Genomic DNA, 18,745 nt, shown 5'->3' with positions numbered 1-18,745 from the left:
CAACTTGGTGTTTCCTCGCGAGCCAAGCGCGGCTAGGCTTCCGCAAGAGACACAGAATCGCGCGCGAGGCGACCAGACCATGTTCACGAACAGGATGCTGCTGATCGCCGCCGCCGTCATCGGCGTGGGCGCCTTCTTCGGCTACAAATATTGGCGCGAGCAGCAGACCGCCCTGCCCGAGGGCTTTGCGTCCGGCAACGGCCGCCTGGAGGCCAAGCTCGTCGATATCTCGCCGAAGGAATCGCTGCGCGTCAAACAGATCTTCTTTCAGGAAGGCGACCTCGTGAAGCCCGGCGACGTGGTGGTGCAGATGGACACCAACACGCTGGAGGCGCAGCTCGAGGAAGCCAAGCTCAATGTCGTCGCCACGCAGGAAAAAGAGGCGGTCGCCAGGGCGACCATCGTCCGCAGCAAGGCGCAGATCGATCTTGCCAAGGTGGAAGTCGCGCGCAGCAAGAGTCTCGTCGCGCAGCGCGCGGGGTCCCAGCGCGAACTCGACGTGCGTCAGACGACGCTGAAGACCACCTCCGCGACTCTTCTGGAAGAAGAGGCGAAGCTGCGCACGATCCAGCAGGAAGTCGCGGTCTCGCAGGCCAAGGTCGCCACGATTCAGACACGCATCGACGATGCGACGCTGCGCTCGCCGATTCTCGGCCGCGTGCTCTATCGCCTGACGGAAGTCGGCGAAGTGCTGGCGGCGGGCGGCAAGGCGATGACGCTCGTCAATCTCGAAGACGTCTATATGGAGATCTTTCTGCCAGCGCGAGAAGCCGCGCAGGTGAAACTCGGGGCGCAAGCGCGGATCGTCTTCGACCATACCTCCGGCCGCTCCATCGCGGGTTTCGTCAGCTTCGTGTCGCCCGAGGCGCAATTCACGCCGAAGCAGGTCGAAACGCGCAGCGAGCGCGAGAAGCTGATGTTTCGGGTGAAGATCAAGGTCCCCGAGAAGATCGTGTCGGGCTTCATCGACGACATCAAGACCGGCGTTCGCGGCGTCGGTTATGTGCGGCTCGACGAGAGCGCGCAGTGGCCGGCCTGGCTCCAGAACACGGTGACGCCGCCGGACACGAACGGCAAATCCGCCGCCCCGGACGAAAAGCGCTGACGCCAGCGGCCTGACGCAGCGGCGCAACCAGCCGGGGAGCCCATGAGCATCGAGTCGCCAGTCGCCGACACGCCAACCCTCAGCGCGGCCCCGGTCGTTTCGATCACAGGCGTCACGCATCGCTATGGCGCGACCCTCGCGCTCGACAACCTTTCGCTCGACATTCCGGCCGGCCGCATGGTGGGCGTCATCGGTCCGGACGGCGTCGGCAAATCGACGCTGATGGCGCTGATCGCCGGCTCGAAGATCATCCAGCAGGGGACGGTTCTTGCGCTCGGCGGCGACATGGCCGACGCGCGCCACCGGCGCGACGCCTGTCCGCGCATCGCCTACATGCCGCAGGGCCTTGGAAAAAATCTCTATCTCGAACTCAGCGTTCAGGAGAACGTCGACTTCATGGCGCGTCTGTTCGGCCTCTCGGCCTCCGCGCGCGCCGCCAAGGTGAAGGAGCTTCTCGACGCGACGGGCCTCGGTCCCTTTCCCGGCCGCCCGGCCGGCAAGCTCTCCGGCGGCATGAAGCAGAAAGTCGGGCTCTGCGGCGCGCTCGTGCATGAGCCGGACCTTCTCATCCTCGATGAGCCGACGACAGGCGTCGATCCGCTCTCCCGCCGCCAGTTCTGGGCGTTGATCGACGACATTCGCGCCAGCCGGCCCGGCATGAGCGTGATGATCTCCACGGCCTATATGGACGAGGCCCAGCGGTGGGACTGGATCGTTGCCATGGACGCGGGCAAGGTGCTGGCGACGGGCGCGCCTTCGGAGCTGATGGCGCGCACGGGAACCCATGACCTCGAAAAATGCTTCATCCAGCTTTTGCCGGAGGAGACGCGCAGCGGCCATGTCGAACTGACGATCCCGCCCCGCCCGGCGGGCGAGAAAGACATCGCCATCGACGCAAAGGGGCTGACGCGCCGCTTCGGTGATTTCGTCGCCGTGGACCACGTGACGCTCACCATCGAGCGCGGGGAAATCTTCGGCTTCCTCGGCTCGAACGGCTGCGGCAAATCCACGACGATGAAGATGCTGACCGGCCTGCTGCCGCCGACCGAAGGTTCGGCGACGCTGTTCGGCCAGTCGGTCGACGCCGGCAGCATCGAGGTGCGCCGCAAGATCGGCTATATGACGCAGGCCTTTTCGCTCTACGGCGAATTGACCGTGCGTCAGAACCTCGTTCTCGACGCGAAGCTCTACCACATTCCCGACGATGTCGCGCAGGCGCGCATCGCGCAGCTTGTCGAGAAATTCGGGCTCGGCCCCTATCTCGACGCGCTCGCCGGCGATCTGCCCATGGGCCTGCGGCAGCGCCTGTCGCTCGCGGTCGCCGTTCTGCATGATCCGCCGCTGCTCATTCTCGATGAGCCCACCTCGGGCGTCGATCCGGTGGCGCGCGACAGTTTCTGGGAGCTGCTGATTGATCTGTCGCGCAATCAGGGCGTGACGATCTTCGTCACCACGCATTTCATGAACGAGGCGATGCGCTGCGACCGCATCTCGCTCATGCACGCGGGCAAGGTGCTCGCCTGCGACGCGCCGCAAAGATTGATCGAGGCGCGCGGCGCGCCGTCGCTGGAGGAAGCCTTCATCGGCTATATGGAGGACGCCATCGGCGCCCCGGCCGTCAAACTGGAAGAGACGGCCGCGCCCGCCGCGGCTCGGGCCGAAGATCACCATCTGACCGGCATGGCCCTGCGGCTCGGCCGCATGCTGGCCTACACCGCCAATGAGGCGATGCAGATATTGCGTGATCCGGTGCGTCTGGCCTTCGCCTTTGTGGGCTCCGCCGTGCTGATGCTCGTCTTCGGCTTCGGCATCACGACGGATGTCGAGAACATCCGCTACGCGGCCTTCGATCAGGACCGCTCGCCCGAAAGCCGCGCCTATCTGGAGCAGTTCGCCGGCACGCCGCGCTATTTCGTCGAGACGCGGCCCGTGACATCCGCCGAGGACGCGCTGGCGCGGCTGCGCTCGGACGACATTTCGCTGGTGGTGGAAATTCCTCCGAATTTCGGGCGCGACCTGAGACGGGGCGCCCGGCCGGAGGCGCTGGCGGAAGTCGACGGCGCCAATACGTTCCGGGGCGAGACCGTCTCGCAATATGTTCAGAGCGTGCAGGACACCGCGCTGAAGGACCCTGCCAATGAGCTGAGCGGCAAGGTGCCGAAATACACGGCGAAATTCCAGGACCGCTACATGTACAACCCCACGTTCGAGAGCGTCTATGCGATGGTCCCGAGCGTTCCGCCGATCCTTCTCATCCTGATCCCGGCCATCCTGATGGCGATCAGCGTGGTGCGCGAGAAGGAGCTGGGGTCGATTATCAATTTCTACGTCACGCCGACCGGGCGCTTCGAATATCTGCTCGGCAAGCAGCTTCCCTATATCGTGATCGGCATGGTGAACTACGCCATCCTCGTTTTGATGGCGATATTGGTCTTCGGCATTCCGATCAAGGGGAGCTTCCTCATGCTCACCCTGAGCACCCTGCTCTATGTCACCGTGACCACGGGCATGGGCCTCGTCATTTCCACCTTCGTCAGCAGCCAGGTGGCGGCGGTCTTCATCACCGCCATCCTCACACTGGTGCCGACGATCCAGTTTTCGGGACTGTTGCAGCCCGTCTCGACCCTCGCCGGCCGCGCCAAGCTCGTCGGCACGATCTGGCCGACGAGCTATTACATGCATGCGAGCAAGGGCGCCTTCACCAAGGGCCTCGGCGCCGATCTCCTGATGCAGGACGTGATCTTCCTCGCCTGCTGCATTCCCGTGCTGTGGGCGGTCAGCGCGATGGCGCTGCGCAAGCAGGAGAAGTAGGCCGTGATCTCGCTTCTCAACATCCTCTGGCTCGGGATCAAGGAGCTGCGCAGCCTCGGCAGCGACATGGTGATGATGGTCTTTGTCGTCTACGCCTTCACGGGCGCGATCTATGTGCAGGCGACGGGCACGTCGAGCGAGGTCAACAACGCCTCCATCGCCTTTGTCGACGAGGACAATTCAGCGCTCTCGAAGGAGCTGATGAACGCCTTTTATCCGCCCCGCTTCCAGGAGCCGCAGGTCATCTCCGCCCAGGAGGTCGAGACCGCGATGGACGAGGGGCGCTATATGTTCGTCGTGACCCTCCCGCCGCGTTTCGAGTCCGACCTGCGCGCGGGCCGCCATCCAGACATTCAGTTGAGCATCGACGCCACCGCCATGCAGCAGGCGGCGATCGGCGCGGGCTATATCAAGAACATCATCAACAAGCGCATCGCGACCTTCTTCACCCGCTCGGACGACGCGCGCCAGCAGCCGATCAACCTCGTGGTGCGACGTCTGTTCAATCCCAACGGCGACACCTCCTGGTTCACGAGCGTCGTCGGCATCATCAATCAGGTGACGATGCTTACGGTGATTCTGACGGGCGCCGCCGTGATCCGCGAAAGGGAGCATGGCACGCTGGAGCATCTCCTCGTCATGCCGCTGACGGCCTTCGAGATCGCCATGGCGAAAGTCTGGGCCAACAGCCTCGTGATCCTGCTCGCCACCGCCGCCTCGCTCTATCTGGTGGTGATGAGCGCGTTGAAAGTGCCGTTCGCGGGCTCAGTGAGCCTGTGGTTTTCGGGCGTGCTGCTTTATCTTTTCTTCGCGACCGCGCTCGGCATTTTTCTGGGCACGATCTGCCGCTCGATGGCGCAGTTCGCTCTGCTCATCATCCTCGTCGTGGTGGTGTTGCAACTGCTGTCTGGCGGTTCGACGCCCGTGGAGAGCCAGCCGGTCTGGCTGCAATATCTGACCTTCTTCCTGCCGTCGCGGCACTTCGTCGCCTTCTCGCAGAAGATCATCTATCGCGGCGGCGGCCTTGGCGCCGTCTGGCCGCAGTTCCTCATGGTCGCGGCCGTGGGGCTCGCCTTTTTCAGCTACAGCCTCTCGCTGTTCCGGAAATCCATCGCGGTGACGAAATAATGCGCGCGTTTCTCCACAGGACTTCACACCCCTCCGACCGCACGGGCGCGCTCCCCGCTCTGGGCCTTGCGCTGGCGCTCGGCGGCTGCGCCCTGGGGCCGGATTTCCGGGAGCCCCCGGCGCCAGTGCAGGACAACTGGATCGAAAAAGGCGACCGCCGCGTTTCCAACGGGGAGGTGAAGATCGGCTGGTGGCGGACCTTCCGTGATCCGACGCTGGACCGGCTGGTTCAGACCGCCGCCGAGCAGAACCTGCCGGTGCAGATCGCCGGTCTGCGCATTCTGGAGGCGCGCGCGCAATTCGGCGTCGCGGTCGGGCAGATGTTCCCGCAGCAGCAGGAAGGCTCCGGCGCCGGCGTCTGGGACAAGATCAGCGAGCGGGCGGCCAACAAGGCCAATCTCCCGAAACACGCCTTCGCTGATTACTCCATCGGCTTCGACGCCACATGGGAGATTGATTTCTGGGGCCGCTATCGCCGCAACGTGGAGGCGGCGGAGGCGCGGATGATGGCGACCATCGCTGATTACGACAGCGCCCTCGTCTCGCTGACGGCGGAAGTGGCGCGCAGCTACATCACCCTGCGCACCTATGAAACTCTCCTCCAGATCGCACATCAAAACGTGACGTTGCAGCGGGAGGGGCTTCAGATCGCGGAAGCGCGGTTCCGCGCCGGCGCGACCTCGGAGCTGGATGTCGTGCAGCAGCGCGCGCTGCTGGAAAACACGCTCGCGTCGATCCCCGAGCAGGAGACAGGCCTCCAGCGCGCGAAGAACGCCTTGAGCGTTCTGCTCGGCCAGCCGCCCGGCGGCGTCGACAGCCTGCTGCGCGGGCCGCAGCGCATTCCGTCCGCCTCGCCGCGCGTCGCCGTCGGCATGCCGGCGGAGCTGCTGCGCCGGCGCCCGGACATTCGCGCCGCCGAGATGAACGCGGCCGCTGAAAGCGCGCGCATCGGCATCGCCGAATCGGATCTCTATCCGCGCTTCTTCCTGTTCGGCGACATTGGCGTGCAGGCGTCGGACGTGGCCAAGCTCTTCGCGCCGGGGAGCCTGTTTCTCTCGGCGGGGCCGAGTTTCCGCTGGTCGATTCTGAACTATGGGCGAATCGCCGACGCCATCCGCGCGCAGGACGCCCGTTTTCAGGAGACGCTCGTCTCTTACGACGACACGGTGCTCAGGGCGGCGCGCGAGGTCGAGGACGCGCTGATCGGCTTCCTCAAGGCGCAGCAGCGGGCGGGCAATCTGCAACGCTCCGTCGCGGCGGCCGAGCGGGCCGTCGAGCTGGCCTTCATCCAGTATCGCGAGGGCGCCGAGAATTTCCAGCGCGTGCTGGACGCGCAGGCGCGGCTGCTCGATGAGCGCAACAAGCTGGCGGACACCCGCGCGTCGATCGCAACCAATCTCGTCGCGCTCTACAAGGCGCTGGGGGGCGGCTGGGAGATCCGCGCCGGCAAGCCCATCGTGCCGGAAGCCATGCAGGCGCAGATGATGCGCCGCACGGACTGGGGCAATCTGCTGCCCGCGCCGACGCCGCCCCCGGCGGCCGATCTGCCGCTGCCGACGCCGGCCGGCGCCCTGCCGCCGCTGTTGCCGCCCGACTTCGAGGCCGCGCCGCAACCCCCCGGTCGGCCCGCCGATTAGAGGGGCCTGTCAATCACCGGGACAGGCTCGCGCTCATTGCACGCCGCGACACCGCCGGATTAGGTTGCGCCCTCCATGCCGGCTGGCCGGCCCCTGCGTCCGAAAGACTGATTCGATGACCCCCGACGACACCGCCAAAGCCGAAGAAGCCGCCCGGCTGATCTGGAGCCATTGGCAGGCCCGCACGACGCTGGACGCTCTGCCGGTGGCCTGTCGCCCGACGACCGCCGCCGAGGGATATGCGGCTCAGGCGCAACTGCCCAAGGTCGCGGGCCGTCGCGTCTGGGGCTGGAAGATCGCCGCGACCAGCGCGGTCGGACAGGCGCATATCCAGGTGTCGGGGCCGCTCGCCGGCAGGCTTCTGTCCGGCCAGGTTCTGGAAAACGGGGCGGAGGCGCCCTTCGCCGGGAATCGCATGCGCGTCGCCGAACCCGAATTTGCGTTTCGCATGGCGCGGGACCTGCCGCCCCGAGACACGGCCTATACGCAGGAAGAGGTGCTGGCGGCAGTGGCCAGCCTGCATCCGTCTCTGGAAATGCCTGATTCGCGATTCGAGCATTTCGCCGGCGCCGGAGAGGCGCAGCTCATCGCGGACAACGCCTGCACGCGACATTTCATCTTCGGCCCCGCCGCGCCGGATCTCTGGCGCGATCTCGATCTGCGCGGCCACGCCGTCCAGGGCCATGTGCGGACGGCCGCGGGACGGCGCTGGAGCCGCGATGGACGCGGCGACGCGGTGCTGGGCGATCCCCGCTTCGCGCTGACCTGGCTGGTCAACCGCCTGTCGTCTCTCGGCGTCACGCTGGCGGCCGGTCAGGCGGTGACGACGGGAACCTGCATGCCGCCGCTGGAAATCGAAGCCGGCGACGCTGTGGTCGCGGATTTCGGTGCGCTCGGACAGGTGAGCCTGCGCGTCAGCCCGACCGCCTGACAAAGCCGCCTCAAGCCGTGACGTGGACCTCCGGGAACACCTTCTTGCAGTGAGAGAGGAATTTCTTGCGCGCCTCGGCGCTCGGGAGATCGACGATCACAGGCGAGCCCCCCCGGAAAATCGCGACCGACGTCGGTCCATGGCGGTCGATGCGATTGAAGGATCCCCTGCGCAGATCGATGCGCCAGAGGGTCAGCAGGGGCAGCCTGCCGATCAGGCGGTTCGGAGCCGAAACGCCCCTGCGATCCGCGGAGACGCCCAACCAGTCGCTGACGAGCCCTTGCAGCGCATAAAGCGACAGCAGGAGACAGATGAGCAGCGGCGCGGGCCAGCCGGCTCCCAAAACGAGGGCAAAGGACAGGAGCAGAAAGAAGCTCCACAATGCGACCGAGATCCATGACCGAAAAACCATTTCGCCATACCCCAGAAGCAAATCAGCCGCATATACCCTTGATTGAAATCACAGAATGGGCCTCGTTTCAATACATATATGTAACATAATGTATCTGATACACAGCCGAAGGCCGTCCCCTGCTCCGGAGCGCCGGAAAAACCCGCGGCCGCAGCGCGGTGGCGATACGCCCGAAAAGCAAAAGGCCGCCAGCGCTTTTGCGCTGACGGCCTTGAAACCGGACCGCTTGGGGCCGGTCATTCTCTCACCTGAGCGATCAGAGACGCGTCAGGGTAACAGCGGAGATGATGACCATCGCCAACATGCAAGCGGGAACAAGCCAACCCATTTGAACCTCCCTCTGGGGAACGCCATTGAATGGCGTCGTTATTTGCAGCTTTACGCGAGGCACATCACAACGGAGGGGGCGGTTTTTGTCAAGCCCTATCGAGCCTCCGTCCACGTGATCCAGACGGAGAGGCCTGGCGGCGGCCAGCCGGACACAGCCCCGCCAGCCACTCTGCAAGCCACTGAAATAAAAACGCCTTCATTCGTCTGAGCGGCCTCCGCGGACGGGGTGTTCGTTTGCCGCTCCGCACGAACATTCCACGCCTATGCGCGTTGCACGGCATTACGGACCCGAGCCAGCGCGACGGACCGCCCCAGCGCCGGGCGCGCCGCCGCTTTCGTCAGATGGAGACCGCGATGCGAACCAGGCTTTTTCTTTCGGCGGCCGCAGCGACGCTGTCGCTCTGCCTTTCCCAGGCCTATGCGCAGGACGTCCGCCACACTCCGACCGGCGGCGAGGCTGCGAAGCAAGGCGAATCGGCGCGCCCGCAGAAGCCCGGCGAGCAGGGGGCGGCCGCGCAGCGCCATGAGCGGCGCGACGAGCGGGCGCAGGAGCAGAATCGGGAGCCCGGCGCGCGCGACGCCGACAAGGGCGGCCGGACTGGAGCCATGGACAAGGGCGAAGAGAAACGTGGCGAGGCCGCGCGGGAAGGAGAAAAGCACGGCGCCGCGACCAAGAACGAGGAGAAACGCGGCGAGGCCGCGATGGAAGGAGAGAAACACGGCGCCGCGACCAGGAATGATGAAAAGCACGGCGCGGCAAAGAATGAAGAAAAACATGGCGCTTCCGGCAAGCATGAAGACAAGCAAGGGGCGATGAAAGGCGAGGAAAAAGACAGAGCGGCCGGGAGGAAAGAAGATCGGCGCGACGAAAGACGCGGCGCACTGGACGAGGAGAAGGAGCGCGCCCCCACGGCGCAACGCGGCGGAGAGGCGAACCAGCCCGATCAGGGCCGCGCGGGCCAGACGGAGCGCTTCGGGGCCAGGGACAATGAGCGCGGCGCGGCTCAGGCCGAACGCGAACGGAACGCAAGGCCCGGCCAGCGCGAACAGCGCGGCGAAATGGAGCCCGGCGCGCAGCAGCAGAACAGGGGCGCCTTCGATCGCTCGACCCGGGGGGCGGAGGCGACGCCGCGCGGCGAAGCCGACCGCAACGCTTTCGGGCGTGGCGGACGCGAGGCGCAGGGCGGGCGCGTGCAGCTCAGCCAGCGCGACGAGACCCGTGTGCGCTCGATTCTTTCCCAGAGAACGGACGTTCAGAGGATCGGGCCGAATGTCTTCACCCCGACGATTGGCGCGGTCGTGCCTCCGTCCGTGCAGTTCTCCCCCCTGCCCCCGGACGTTGTTGCGCTGGTCCCGCAGTTCCAGGGCTACAATTACGTGATGGTGGGCGACGATATCGCCATCATTGATCCCGGCGATCGCGAGGTTGTGGCCGTGCTCGGAGAGGGCGGACCGGGCGCCCGCTACGGCTATGGCTACGGGTCGGAGGAGCGTGAGGGCTTCCGCGGCGGCTATGAGGGGCGCGAAGGCCGCTACGAAGGGCGCGAGGGCCGTTATGAAGGCCGCTCGGCGCAGCGGGAGGAACGCTTCCGTGGCGGCCGCGAGCGGCGCGGCGAAGCCTATGGCTACGCCCCGCGCGTGCATCTCGATCATCGGCAGGAGCGCGCGCTCTATCGTGGCGTGATCAACGAAGCCCGGTCGAATCTGCGGCAAGTCTGCGTGCGGGTGGGCGATCGCGTTCCCGAATCGGTGGACATCGAGCCCGTTCCGCGCTCCATCTCCGCCGAGGCCCCGGACGTCGAGCGCTTCGATTATTTCGTGCTCAATGATCAGGTGGTGCTGGTCGACCCTGATACGCGGATCGTCGTCGACATGATCGAGGAGCCGAGGTGAACGAGGCGGCGCCGGGCGGACCCTGCCCGGCGCCGTTCCATGCGGCTCAGGCCGTGCGGTGGTGACGATGCGCCTTGGCGTTGAAGGAATGGCGCTCGTGCTTGTGGGTGTGACGCTTCGCGGGCTTGGACTTCATCGGCTCGGTCGCAGCCGCGCCGGACTCATTACCTTCGGCGGCGTAGCTCGGCAGAGCCGACGCGGAGCCGGCCAGCAGAAGGGCGAAAGCGAAAAGAACTGATTTCTTCATTTTGGATGCTCCTTGGCTGCCCCCGCAACACACGCAGAATCAGCCACTCCGGCTTAACCAGCCCTGAAGCATATATTCATCGCAAGTTCATATAGTTGCGGCAAGGCTGACGGCTGTTCAGCGCCGCAGCAGACGCTCCCGCAGCGATTCATAGATCGGGGCGCATCGCAGCACGGTCGGCGCCAGCATCGCCGTGAAGCAGGCGGCCAGCATGGGCAGCAGCAGCACCGCGCTGCCGGTCATCTCCGTCACCAGCACCATGCCCGTCAGCGGCGCCCGCACGGCCGAGGTGAACAGCGCCGTCATGCCGACGACGGCGAAGGCTTGCGGCTGGATTTCCAGTCCCGGCAGCAGCAGGCCACAGACGACGCCGAAGAACAGCCCCGCAAGCGCCCCCAGCGTCAGCATGGGCGCGAAAAGACCGCCGGGCGTTCCCGCCGCATAGGAGGCCGAGCCCAGCCCGAATCGCAGCATCAGCACGAAGGGGAGAATGAAAATATCCTGCGAGCCCATGAGCGCCGCCTGCGTGATGTTCTCGCCCCCGCCGACGAGCGCGGGCGCGAACCACGCCAGCACGCCCACCAGCGCGCCGGTCGCCGCCGCGCGCAGCTCCACCGGCGTGCGCGCAAAGCTGTCGTAGAGGGCGAGCGTGCGGAACAGCAGCCAGTTGTAGAAAATCCCAAGAAATCCCAGGGCCGCACCGAGAATGAAGAACAGGGGGCCGATGGCGGGCTCGGGGTAATCGATCGGCGGAACCTTGAGTTCCGGCGAGTCGCCCAGAATGAAATGGACGGTGGCCATGGCTGTCGAGGACGCCGCGAGCGCGGCGAGCGCGGTGCGATGCTCGAACTTCTGCACCAGCTCTTCGAGCACGAAGACCGCCCCGGCCATTGGCGCGTTGAAGGCTGTCGCCAGCCCGGCCCCCGCGCCCGCCGCGAGCAGCGCGCGGCAGTCCGACCAGTTGCGACCCGAGCCGACGCCCACGAGATGGCCGATGACGGCGCCGATCTGGACGCTCGGCCCCTCGCGCCCCAGCGCCAGGCCCGAGCCGATGGCGAGGACGCCGCCGATGAACTTCACCGGCAGCAAGATGAAGCTCGCTGGCGGGACGAGGCCGTGGAGGACCGCCTCGACATGCGGGATGCCGCTGCCCGAGGCATGTGGCGACAGCCGCCGCACCATCCACGCGGCGATGAACGCCGCCGCCGCGCAGATCGCCACGACGGCGACAAATCCGAGAAGCCCCTCCCCCTGCGCCCAGCCAATGACGACGCCGCGAAAGCGGTCGGCGGAGGCCAGCGCGGCGCGGTAAGCGGCGCCGACGATCCCCGCGAGGCCGCCGATGAGCAGCGCGAGCGCGGACAGCGCGAGGAGGCCCGCCCGGTCGAGCTCGGTCTCAGCGGCGCTGGCGCCTTTGCCGGCGTAGTTCATGGGACGCCGCCCACGGCCTTGATGTCGACGCTGACGCCGAGCGCCTGCCGCCCCGCCCCCACGACGACCCCGTCGATGGGCGACACGTCGGCATAGTCGCGCCCCATGGCGACCACGATGTGATTGTCGTCGACGAACATGGCGTTGGTCGGGTCCAGATGTATCCAGCCGAAAGGCTCGCCGCACCAGACGGCGATCCAGGCGTGCGAGGCGTCCACGCCCTCCAGCTTCGGCTGGCCCGGCGCGGGCAGCGTGCGAATGTAACCGCTGACATAGGCGGCCGGCAATGCGAGGCCGCGCAGCCCGGCGATCATGATATGCGCGAAATCCTGACAAACTCCGCCACGGGCCTCGAAGGCCTCCGCGAGCGGCGTCGCCACATGGGTGGCGTCGGGATCATAGGCGAAGTCGTCCCTGATGCGGCGCATCAGCTCCGCCGCGCCCTCCAGAACCGGGCGTCCGGGCGGGAAGCTCTTGCGCGCGTAATCGGTCACGGGGGCATGGAGCGGGGTGAGGCGGCCAGCAAAGAGCCAGTGCACGGGCGACTCGCGATCGAGTCGGCGGATCGCGCCCGCGTCCCGCGAGACGCTCTCCCACGCCGGCGTCAGGCCCGGCGCCGGCGGTTCGTCGCGATCGACCTCGACCCGCGCGGAGACGGCGATGCGCAGCTTCGCATGCGGCGTCCGGATCGCCGCCTCGACGACGCGGTTGCCGAAGAAATCGACACTCTCGCGCGCGCTCTCCGGCGTGGGCGTCGCGTCGATGCGGCTATGCAACACGCGCTGGCCCCGGCTGTCGCGCGGCGTGAGACGAATGGCGCAGCGCGTCGAGGCGACGCTGGCTTCGTAACTGTAGGTGGTGATGTGGCTGATGTCGTAGATCACGCGAGTTTCGAACGTCTGTCGGCCGGCAGGCCATCGCTGGCGTGCGAGAAATATCTTTCGGAAATGGCGTTGGCGAGGGCCATCAGCCTCTGCTCGACAAGCAGCACCCGCCTGCCGTCGACGCGTCGCGCGTCCTCGGCCTCGAGATCGGCGCGCAGCGACACGGCGAGGCGCCGCTGCGGCTCCATCATGCCGTCGTCGGCAAGCGTCGGCAGTGACTGGAGATGCTCGTCGATGCGACGCGTCTGGAAGCTGACGGAGCGCGGATTGAAGGGATCGAGCAGAGCCATGTCGAGCACCGGCGCCAGCGCGGGACCGGCCAGATAACGCGCGCGATAGGTGATCTGCGAATCCACCAGCTCCAGCAGCGCGTCGAGGGTTTCGAGCGTCGGATCGTCATCGGCGAACTGCCGCACGAAACGGCAGGTGTTGATCGCGCGCTCGATGCGCCGGCCGAGATCAATGAAGATCCAGCCCGCCGCGCGGTTGAAATTCTCGTCCGTCAGCCCGGACAGCGCCGCCAGCGTATGCAGCGCGCGTTCGGTCATCTCCAGAATTTCCGGTTCGAGCGGCGCGCCGGCGGCGGGCCCTTCGAGGCGCGCCTCCAGCCGCACCAGCAATTGCCACATGTCCTGCGACAGCCGCTCGCGCACGATGGACGCCGCCCGCCTGGCCTGCGCGGCGTTGGCGCGCGCCGAGCCGTAGAAGTCGGCGTTGCTGGCGGCAATGAGCGCAATGACGGCGCCGGGGTGCGAAGCGTCGAAGGGCGCCGCCGCGCCCCAGGCGAACAGCAGACGCTCGCAGCGCTCGATGGGCTGGCGGCCCTGAAGGACATTGCTCTGGCTCTCGGTCATGCGGTTGCACAGGCAACGCACGACGCGCAGCGTCGCTTCGGCGCGTTCGAGATAACGGCCCATCCAGAACAGATTGTCGGCGGCGCGGCTGGGGAGATTGCCAGGCACGCGCACCACCCGCGCGTCAGTGTTGGCCGGCAGCAGCGTGGCCGCCGGTTGGCTTTCGGCCTCGCCGATGACCCAGACGTCGGCCGATTGCGCCCCCGCGCCCATGGAGATCGCGCGCGCGTCGCGCCTGTCGGAGACGCGGCAGAAGCCGCCGGGCATGATCTTCCAGCCCTCGGGCGTCGCGGCCGCGAAGATGCGCAAGGTGAAGGGGTGCGGGGCCAGCGCGCCGTCGCGCCAGGCCGGGGTCGTCGAGAGCTGCGCCACCTCCTGCCCCACATAATCCATGCCGCGCGTCTCGATGGCCCGGATCAAGCGGGCGCGTTGCGCCGCGTCCAGGTCCGCGCCAATGGCGGCGCGGGCGCCCTCCAGCCCTTCCGCCCTGTCGTCGAAGGCCCCGGCGATGGCCCGTCTGTCGAAATCGCGCAGGATCTCGGCGCGCTCCGCCTCCTGCCCGCACCACCATGTGGCGACATTGGGAAGCCTCAGCTCCTCGCCCAGCAGCCTCGGCGCCAGCGCCGGCAGGAAACTCATCAGCGCGCGCGATTCCACGAGGCCCGCGCCGGGCATGTTGGCGAGCGCCACGGAGCCCCGCCGAATGGCCTCGAAGAAACCCGGCGCGCCAAGGTGCGACGCGGCATTGGCCTCCAGCGGATCGAGCCAGTCGGCGTCGACGCGTCGCCACACCACATCGGCGCGCTTCAGTCCCGCGACCGTGCGGACATGCAGCTTGCCCTCGCTGGTGACGAGGTCCTCGCCTTCTACCAGAAGGAAGCCGAGATATCGCGCGAGATAGACGTGCTCCGTATAGGTTTCGCTCCACGGACCCGGCGTCATCAGGCAGATGCGCGGGTCCGGCCGCGTCGCGGCGGCGACGAGGCCGTCGCGGAAATCGCGAAAGAAACCGGCAAGCCGGCGCACCTTCATCTCGCGGTAGAGGCTGGGAAAGGCGCGCGCGAGAGTGAGACGGTTCTCGACGGCGTAGCCGGCCCCCGAGGGCGCCTGGGCGCGATCGCCCAACACCCACCATTTGCCGTCCGGCCCGCGCCCGATGTCAGCCGCATAGAAGCGCAGCCAGCGCCCCCCGACAGGCGTCACGCCGCACATGGGACGGATGAATTCCGGCGAGCCCGCGACCGCCGCCGGCGGCAGCGCGCCCTCGGCCACCAGACGGCCCTCGCCATAAACGTCCCGCAGGATGCGGTCGAGCAGTTCCGCGCGCTGCGTCACCCCCGCCGCAATCTCCCGCCACTCCCCTTCCGTCAGGAGCAGCGGCAGGCGGCTGAGCGGCCAGGGGCGTTCGCGCGTCTCGCCATGGGCGCGATAGGTGAAGCCCATGTCGTCGATGCGGCGGGCGGCGGCGGCGAAGCGGTTCTCCACGCCGCGCCGGCCGAGCCCCGCAAGCGTATCGAGCAGCCGCGTCCAATGCGCGCGCGGCCGCCCGTCCGGGCCGATCAACTCATCGGGGACGCCCGCAATCGGCTTGTAATCCGCGATCCAGGCGGCGAGGCGCTGAGCGTCGTCGCCCGAACTCGTCGCTGGCTCTGGTTCAACGGCCAAAGGGCCTCCGCAAGTCAAGCGTCAGCGGGAACTCGCCCGGCGCCTCCTCGCGCGGCGGCTCGACGCGGCCGGGCGTGTGGCCGTGGTCCTGGAAACGCGAGAGGCGCCGGGACTCGGCCTCGTGAAAATTGACTGGAAAGGTGTCGTAATTGCGCCCGCCCGGATGCGCGCTGTGATAGACGCAGCCGCCGAGCGAGCGGTTGCTCCAGCCGTCGATGACGTCGAAGGTCAGCGGCGTATGCACCGGAATTTTGGGGTGCATGCCCGAAGCCGGCCGCCACGCCTTGAAGCGCACGCCCGCCACGGCTTCGCCCGGCACGCCGGTGGAATGCAGCGGCGCGCGGCGGCCGTTACAGGCGACGACATGGCGGTTCGGCACGAAATTCCTCGCCTTGATTTCGAGACGCTCGACCGAGGAATCCACATAGCGCGCCGTTCCGCCGATCGCCCCCTGCTCGCCGAGAACATGCCATGGCTCGAGCGCATGACGGAGTTCGAGCGTCACGCCGCCATGCTCCACGCGCCCCGCCAGCGGGAAGCGAAACTCATACTGCGCCTGGAACCATTCCGCCTCGAAGGCGTAGCCGGCGCGCTTCAGGTCGTCGAGCACGCCGAGGAAATCGGCCCACACGAAATGCGGCAACATGAATTTGTCGTGCAGCGAGGTTCCCCAGCGCACGCAATCGCCTTCCTGCGGCTCGCGCCAGAACCAGGCGACGAGCGCGCGCAACAGCAATTGCTGGGCGAGGCTCATGCGCGCATCGGGCGGCATTTCGAAGGCGCGGAATTCGACGAGCCCGAGACGGCCGGTCGGCCCGTCCGGCGAATAAAGCTTGTCGATGCAGATTTCCGAGCGATGCGTGTTGCCGGAGACGTCGACAAGCAGATTGCGGTACAGCCGGTCGACGAGCCAGATCGGGAAATCCGTCGCCCCCGCCGCAGGCGTGTTGGCGAGCGCGATTTCCAGTTCGTAGAGCGCGTCGTGCCGAGCTTCGTCGATGCGCGGCGACTGACTGGTGGGACCGATGAAGAGACCAGAGAACAGATAGGACAGCGACGGATGCCGCTGCCAGTAGAGCACCAGACTCTTCAGCAGATCGGGCCGCCGCAGGAAAGGCGAGTCGGGCGGCGTGAGACCGCCCAGCACGACATGATTGCCGCCGCCCGAGCCGGCGCAGCGGCCATCGGTCATGAACTTGCTGGTGGTGAGCCGCGCAAGCCGCGCCTCTTCGTAAAGCGCCGTGGTGTTCGTCACCGCGTCGCGCCAGGAGGCCGCGGGGTGGATGTTCACTTCGATGACGCCGGGATCGGGCGTCACCTTGATGACCTCCAGCCGGGAATCGACGGGCGGCGGGTAGCCCTCGATATGCAGGGGCATGCCGAGATCGGTCGCCGTCGCTTCAACGGCGACCAGCAGCTCAAGATAATCCTCGAGCCGCGACACCGGCGGCATGAACACGCAGAGCACGCCGTCGCGCGGCTCGACCGCCAGCGCGGTGCGCACCACGCCTTCCACGACCGACTGGCCGCGCGTCTCCTGTCCGCTGGCGCGCGTCTCGCTGTAAATCTGCTGGAAATGCGAGGGGTCTGGAAGCGGCTCGCGCCCTTCCATGGGGTCCTGGACGTGGATGTAGGGATAGACGGACGCCGGAACCCAGGGCAGCGCATTCAGGGGCAGACGCAGGCCGACAGGCGAGTCGCCCGGCGCCAGAAACAGCCGCCCCCGCCGCAGCGGCCAGCGCTCGGAAATCCAGCGCTGCTCGCCGCGCGCATTCCATCTCTGGACCGGCAGAACATAGGCCGTTGGCGTCGACAGCCCGCGCTCGAAGACGCGCATCATCCGCGCGCGCTCCTCTGGATCCTCGATCCTCGGGTCGTGCGGATCGACATTGACCGGAAGTTCACCCTCCTTCAGCATCCAGTGCGCTGGGTCTTCATAGGCAGGGATGACATAGTCCTTGCCGACGCCGAGAGTATTCGCGAGCTCGAAGCAGAAGCGCCCGGCGTCGAGCGCATTGGCCGGCCCGCCATTGTCCCCCATGCCCGAGACGAGCGCGGGATTGTTCCAGATCGGCTTGCCGTCCTTGCGCCAGTAGAGCGCGAACGCCCAGCGCGGGAGGCTCTCGCCCGGATACCATTTACCTTGTCCGTAATGCAGAAACCCGCCCGGCCCGAAACGGTTGCGCAGGCGGCGGATGAGGTCGTCGGCGCGCACGCGCTTGGTGGGGCCGACGGCGGCGATGTTCCACTCGGCCGACTGGAAGTCGTCGATCGACACGAAGGTCGGCTCGCCGCCCATGGTGAGGCGCACGTCCTGCGCCGCCAGATCGGCGTCAACCTGTTCGCCCAGGCGGTCGAGTCGCTCCCAGGCTTCGTTCGAGAACGGCGCCGTGATGCGCGGCGCCTCGCGGATGCGGTCGACTCGCATCTCGAAATGGAAGTCGCATTCCGCCGGTTCGACGAGCCCCGACACCGGGGCGCAGGACCGGTAATGGGGCGCGCCGCAGAGCGGCACATGCCCCTCCCCGCAGAACAGGCCCGAGGTGGCGTCGAGACCGACCCAGCCGGCGCCGGGAAGGTAGACTTCCGTCCAGGCGTGGAGATCGGTGAAGTCGCGGTCCGTCCCCATCGGCCCTTCGATCGGGTCGACATCTTCCTTGAGCTGGACGAGATAGCCGGAGACGAAGCGCGCCGCGAAGCCGAGCCGGCGCAGAATCTGCACAAGAAGCCAGGCCGAGTCGCGGCAGGAGCCGGAGCGCAGCGCGAGGGTCTCCTCCGGCGCCTGCACGCCCGGCTCCATGCGGATCACATAACGGATGTCCTGCTGGAGCCGCGCGTTCAGATCGACGAGAAAGTCGATTGTGCGGCGCGTGTCGCGCGGGATGGTCTGGAGATAGGCGTCCAGCGCGGCGCCTGCGGGTTCGACCTCCAGATAGGCGGCTAGCTCGGTCGCAAGCTCCGCCCTGTAGACGAACGGAAACGCTTCCGCATGGGGCTCGACGAAAAAGTCGAAGGGGTTATAGACCGCCATCTCGGCGAGAAGATCGACCTCGATCCTGAACTCTCGCGCTTTTTCCGGAAACACGAGGCGCGCCTGCCAGTTTCCGTGCGGGTCCTGCTGCCAATTGATGAAATGGGTCGTCGGCAGGATCTTGAGCGAATAGCCCGTCACGCGGGTCCGGCAATGCGGCGCGGGCCGCAAGCGGATGATTTGCGGACCAAGTCCGACGGGCCGATCATATTTGTAGTGCGTGACGTGATGGAGCGCGACCTGGATCGACAAGAGGGTCCCCTTCGCGAAACGGCATGTTGCGCCGCGAAGGGATTTTAGCTGGACAGCCGACGGCCAAGTCAATCGAATTGGCAGAAACAGCAAGGTTTTGCTTGCAATTCCCGCAGTTTGATCGAGCGATGGGC

General features: G+C 67.0%; 12 protein-coding genes. 6 read left to right on the top strand and 6 right to left on the bottom strand.

Going from position 1 to position 18,745, the window contains the following annotated elements; all coding sequences use genetic code 11:
* Positions 1 to 79: 79 nt before the first annotated feature.
* From ACR652_RS19740 to ACR652_RS19720, 5 genes are all read left to right on the top strand, one after another.
* Positions 80 to 1,105, top strand: a complete 1,026-nt coding sequence (locus ACR652_RS19740; RefSeq protein ID WP_434508179.1) for an HlyD family secretion protein — start codon at positions 80 to 82, stop codon at positions 1,103 to 1,105.
* Between the two features lie 42 nt (positions 1,106 to 1,147).
* Complete coding sequence (gene rbbA / locus ACR652_RS19735) at positions 1,148 to 3,916, top strand: ribosome-associated ATPase/putative transporter RbbA (protein ID WP_434508178.1); 2,769 nt, start codon at positions 1,148 to 1,150, stop codon at positions 3,914 to 3,916.
* A 3-nt stretch (positions 3,917 to 3,919) separates the two neighbouring features.
* Positions 3,920 to 5,044, top strand: coding sequence for an ABC transporter permease (locus ACR652_RS19730; RefSeq protein ID WP_434508177.1), 1,125 nt, complete (start codon positions 3,920 to 3,922; stop codon positions 5,042 to 5,044).
* A complete protein-coding gene (locus tag ACR652_RS19725; protein WP_434508176.1) occupies positions 5,044 to 6,681 on the top strand; it encodes an efflux transporter outer membrane subunit in 1,638 nt (545 codons plus the stop codon). The genes ACR652_RS19730 and ACR652_RS19725 overlap by 1 nt, the downstream gene beginning before the upstream one ends.
* Before the next feature lie 115 nt (positions 6,682 to 6,796).
* Positions 6,797 to 7,612, top strand: a complete 816-nt coding sequence (locus tag ACR652_RS19720) for a 2-keto-4-pentenoate hydratase (RefSeq protein ID WP_434508175.1) — start codon at positions 6,797 to 6,799, stop codon at positions 7,610 to 7,612.
* 10 nt (positions 7,613 to 7,622) lie between these two features.
* Here ACR652_RS19720 and ACR652_RS19715 read toward each other — a convergent pair whose 3' ends face one another.
* A complete protein-coding gene (locus tag ACR652_RS19715; protein ID WP_434508174.1) occupies positions 7,623 to 8,024 on the bottom strand; it encodes a hypothetical protein in 402 nt (133 codons plus the stop codon).
* 684 nt (positions 8,025 to 8,708) lie between these two features.
* On the opposite strand from ACR652_RS19715, the gene ACR652_RS19710 reads away from it, so the two are divergent.
* Entirely contained in the window at positions 8,709 to 10,247 is a 1,539-nt protein-coding gene (locus ACR652_RS19710; protein WP_434508173.1) for a DUF1236 domain-containing protein, read from the top strand.
* A 46-nt stretch (positions 10,248 to 10,293) separates the two neighbouring features.
* Here the strand turns inward: ACR652_RS19710 and ACR652_RS19705 are convergent, their stop codons facing one another.
* The 5 genes from ACR652_RS19705 to ACR652_RS19685 all read right to left on the bottom strand — a co-directional run bounded on the left by ACR652_RS19705 (position 10,294) and on the right by ACR652_RS19685 (position 18,611).
* Complete coding sequence (locus tag ACR652_RS19705) at positions 10,294 to 10,494, bottom strand: hypothetical protein (protein WP_434508172.1); 201 nt, start codon at positions 10,492 to 10,494, stop codon at positions 10,294 to 10,296.
* Positions 10,495 to 10,611: 117 nt separating this feature from the next.
* Positions 10,612 to 11,925, bottom strand: a complete 1,314-nt coding sequence (gene clcA / locus ACR652_RS19700; RefSeq protein ID WP_434508171.1) for a H(+)/Cl(-) exchange transporter ClcA — start codon at positions 11,923 to 11,925, stop codon at positions 10,612 to 10,614.
* The gene (locus ACR652_RS19695) at positions 11,922 to 12,809 is read right to left on the bottom strand and encodes a transglutaminase family protein (RefSeq protein ID WP_434508170.1); all 888 of its coding nucleotides are present in this window, start codon (positions 12,807 to 12,809) and stop codon (positions 11,922 to 11,924) included. The genes clcA and ACR652_RS19695 overlap by 4 nt, the downstream gene beginning before the upstream one ends.
* Positions 12,806 to 15,328, bottom strand: coding sequence for a circularly permuted type 2 ATP-grasp protein (locus ACR652_RS19690; protein ID WP_434508169.1), 2,523 nt, complete (start codon positions 15,326 to 15,328; stop codon positions 12,806 to 12,808). Before ACR652_RS19690 ends, ACR652_RS19695 begins: the two co-directional genes overlap by 4 nt.
* Positions 15,318 to 18,611 carry a DUF2126 domain-containing protein gene (locus ACR652_RS19685; RefSeq protein WP_434508168.1) on the bottom strand — a complete coding sequence of 1,098 codons (3,294 nt, stop codon included), beginning with the start codon at positions 18,609 to 18,611 and terminating at the stop codon, positions 15,318 to 15,320. Before ACR652_RS19685 ends, ACR652_RS19690 begins: the two co-directional genes overlap by 11 nt.
* Between the last annotated feature and the right edge of the window lie 134 nt (positions 18,612 to 18,745).

The organism is Methylocystis sp., from assembly GCF_051061225.1.
In the GTDB taxonomy this organism is placed as follows: domain Bacteria; phylum Pseudomonadota; class Alphaproteobacteria; order Rhizobiales; family Beijerinckiaceae; genus Methylocystis.
The sequence above is the reverse complement of the archived record's forward strand: the minus strand, read 5'-3'. Positions and strand labels throughout refer to the sequence as shown.

What these genes read in the sequence shown, in the direction of transcription:
- ACR652_RS19705 (WP_434508172.1), bottom strand. Translation starts at nt 10,494, where the DNA reads ATGAAGAAATCAGTTCTTTTCGCTTTCGCCCTTCTGCTGGCCGGCTCC.
- ACR652_RS19725 (WP_434508176.1), top strand. Translation starts at nt 5,044, where the DNA reads ATGCGCGCGTTTCTCCACAGGACTTCACACCCCTCCGACCGCACGGGC.
- rbbA (WP_434508178.1), top strand. Translation starts at nt 1,148, where the DNA reads ATGAGCATCGAGTCGCCAGTCGCCGACACGCCAACCCTCAGCGCGGCC.
- ACR652_RS19715 (WP_434508174.1), bottom strand. Translation starts at nt 8,024, where the DNA reads ATGGTTTTTCGGTCATGGATCTCGGTCGCATTGTGGAGCTTCTTTCTG.
- clcA (WP_434508171.1), bottom strand. Translation starts at nt 11,925, where the DNA reads ATGAACTACGCCGGCAAAGGCGCCAGCGCCGCTGAGACCGAGCTCGAC.
- ACR652_RS19710 (WP_434508173.1), top strand. Translation starts at nt 8,709, where the DNA reads ATGCGAACCAGGCTTTTTCTTTCGGCGGCCGCAGCGACGCTGTCGCTC.
- ACR652_RS19740 (WP_434508179.1), top strand. Translation starts at nt 80, where the DNA reads ATGTTCACGAACAGGATGCTGCTGATCGCCGCCGCCGTCATCGGCGTG.
- ACR652_RS19720 (WP_434508175.1), top strand. Translation starts at nt 6,797, where the DNA reads ATGACCCCCGACGACACCGCCAAAGCCGAAGAAGCCGCCCGGCTGATC.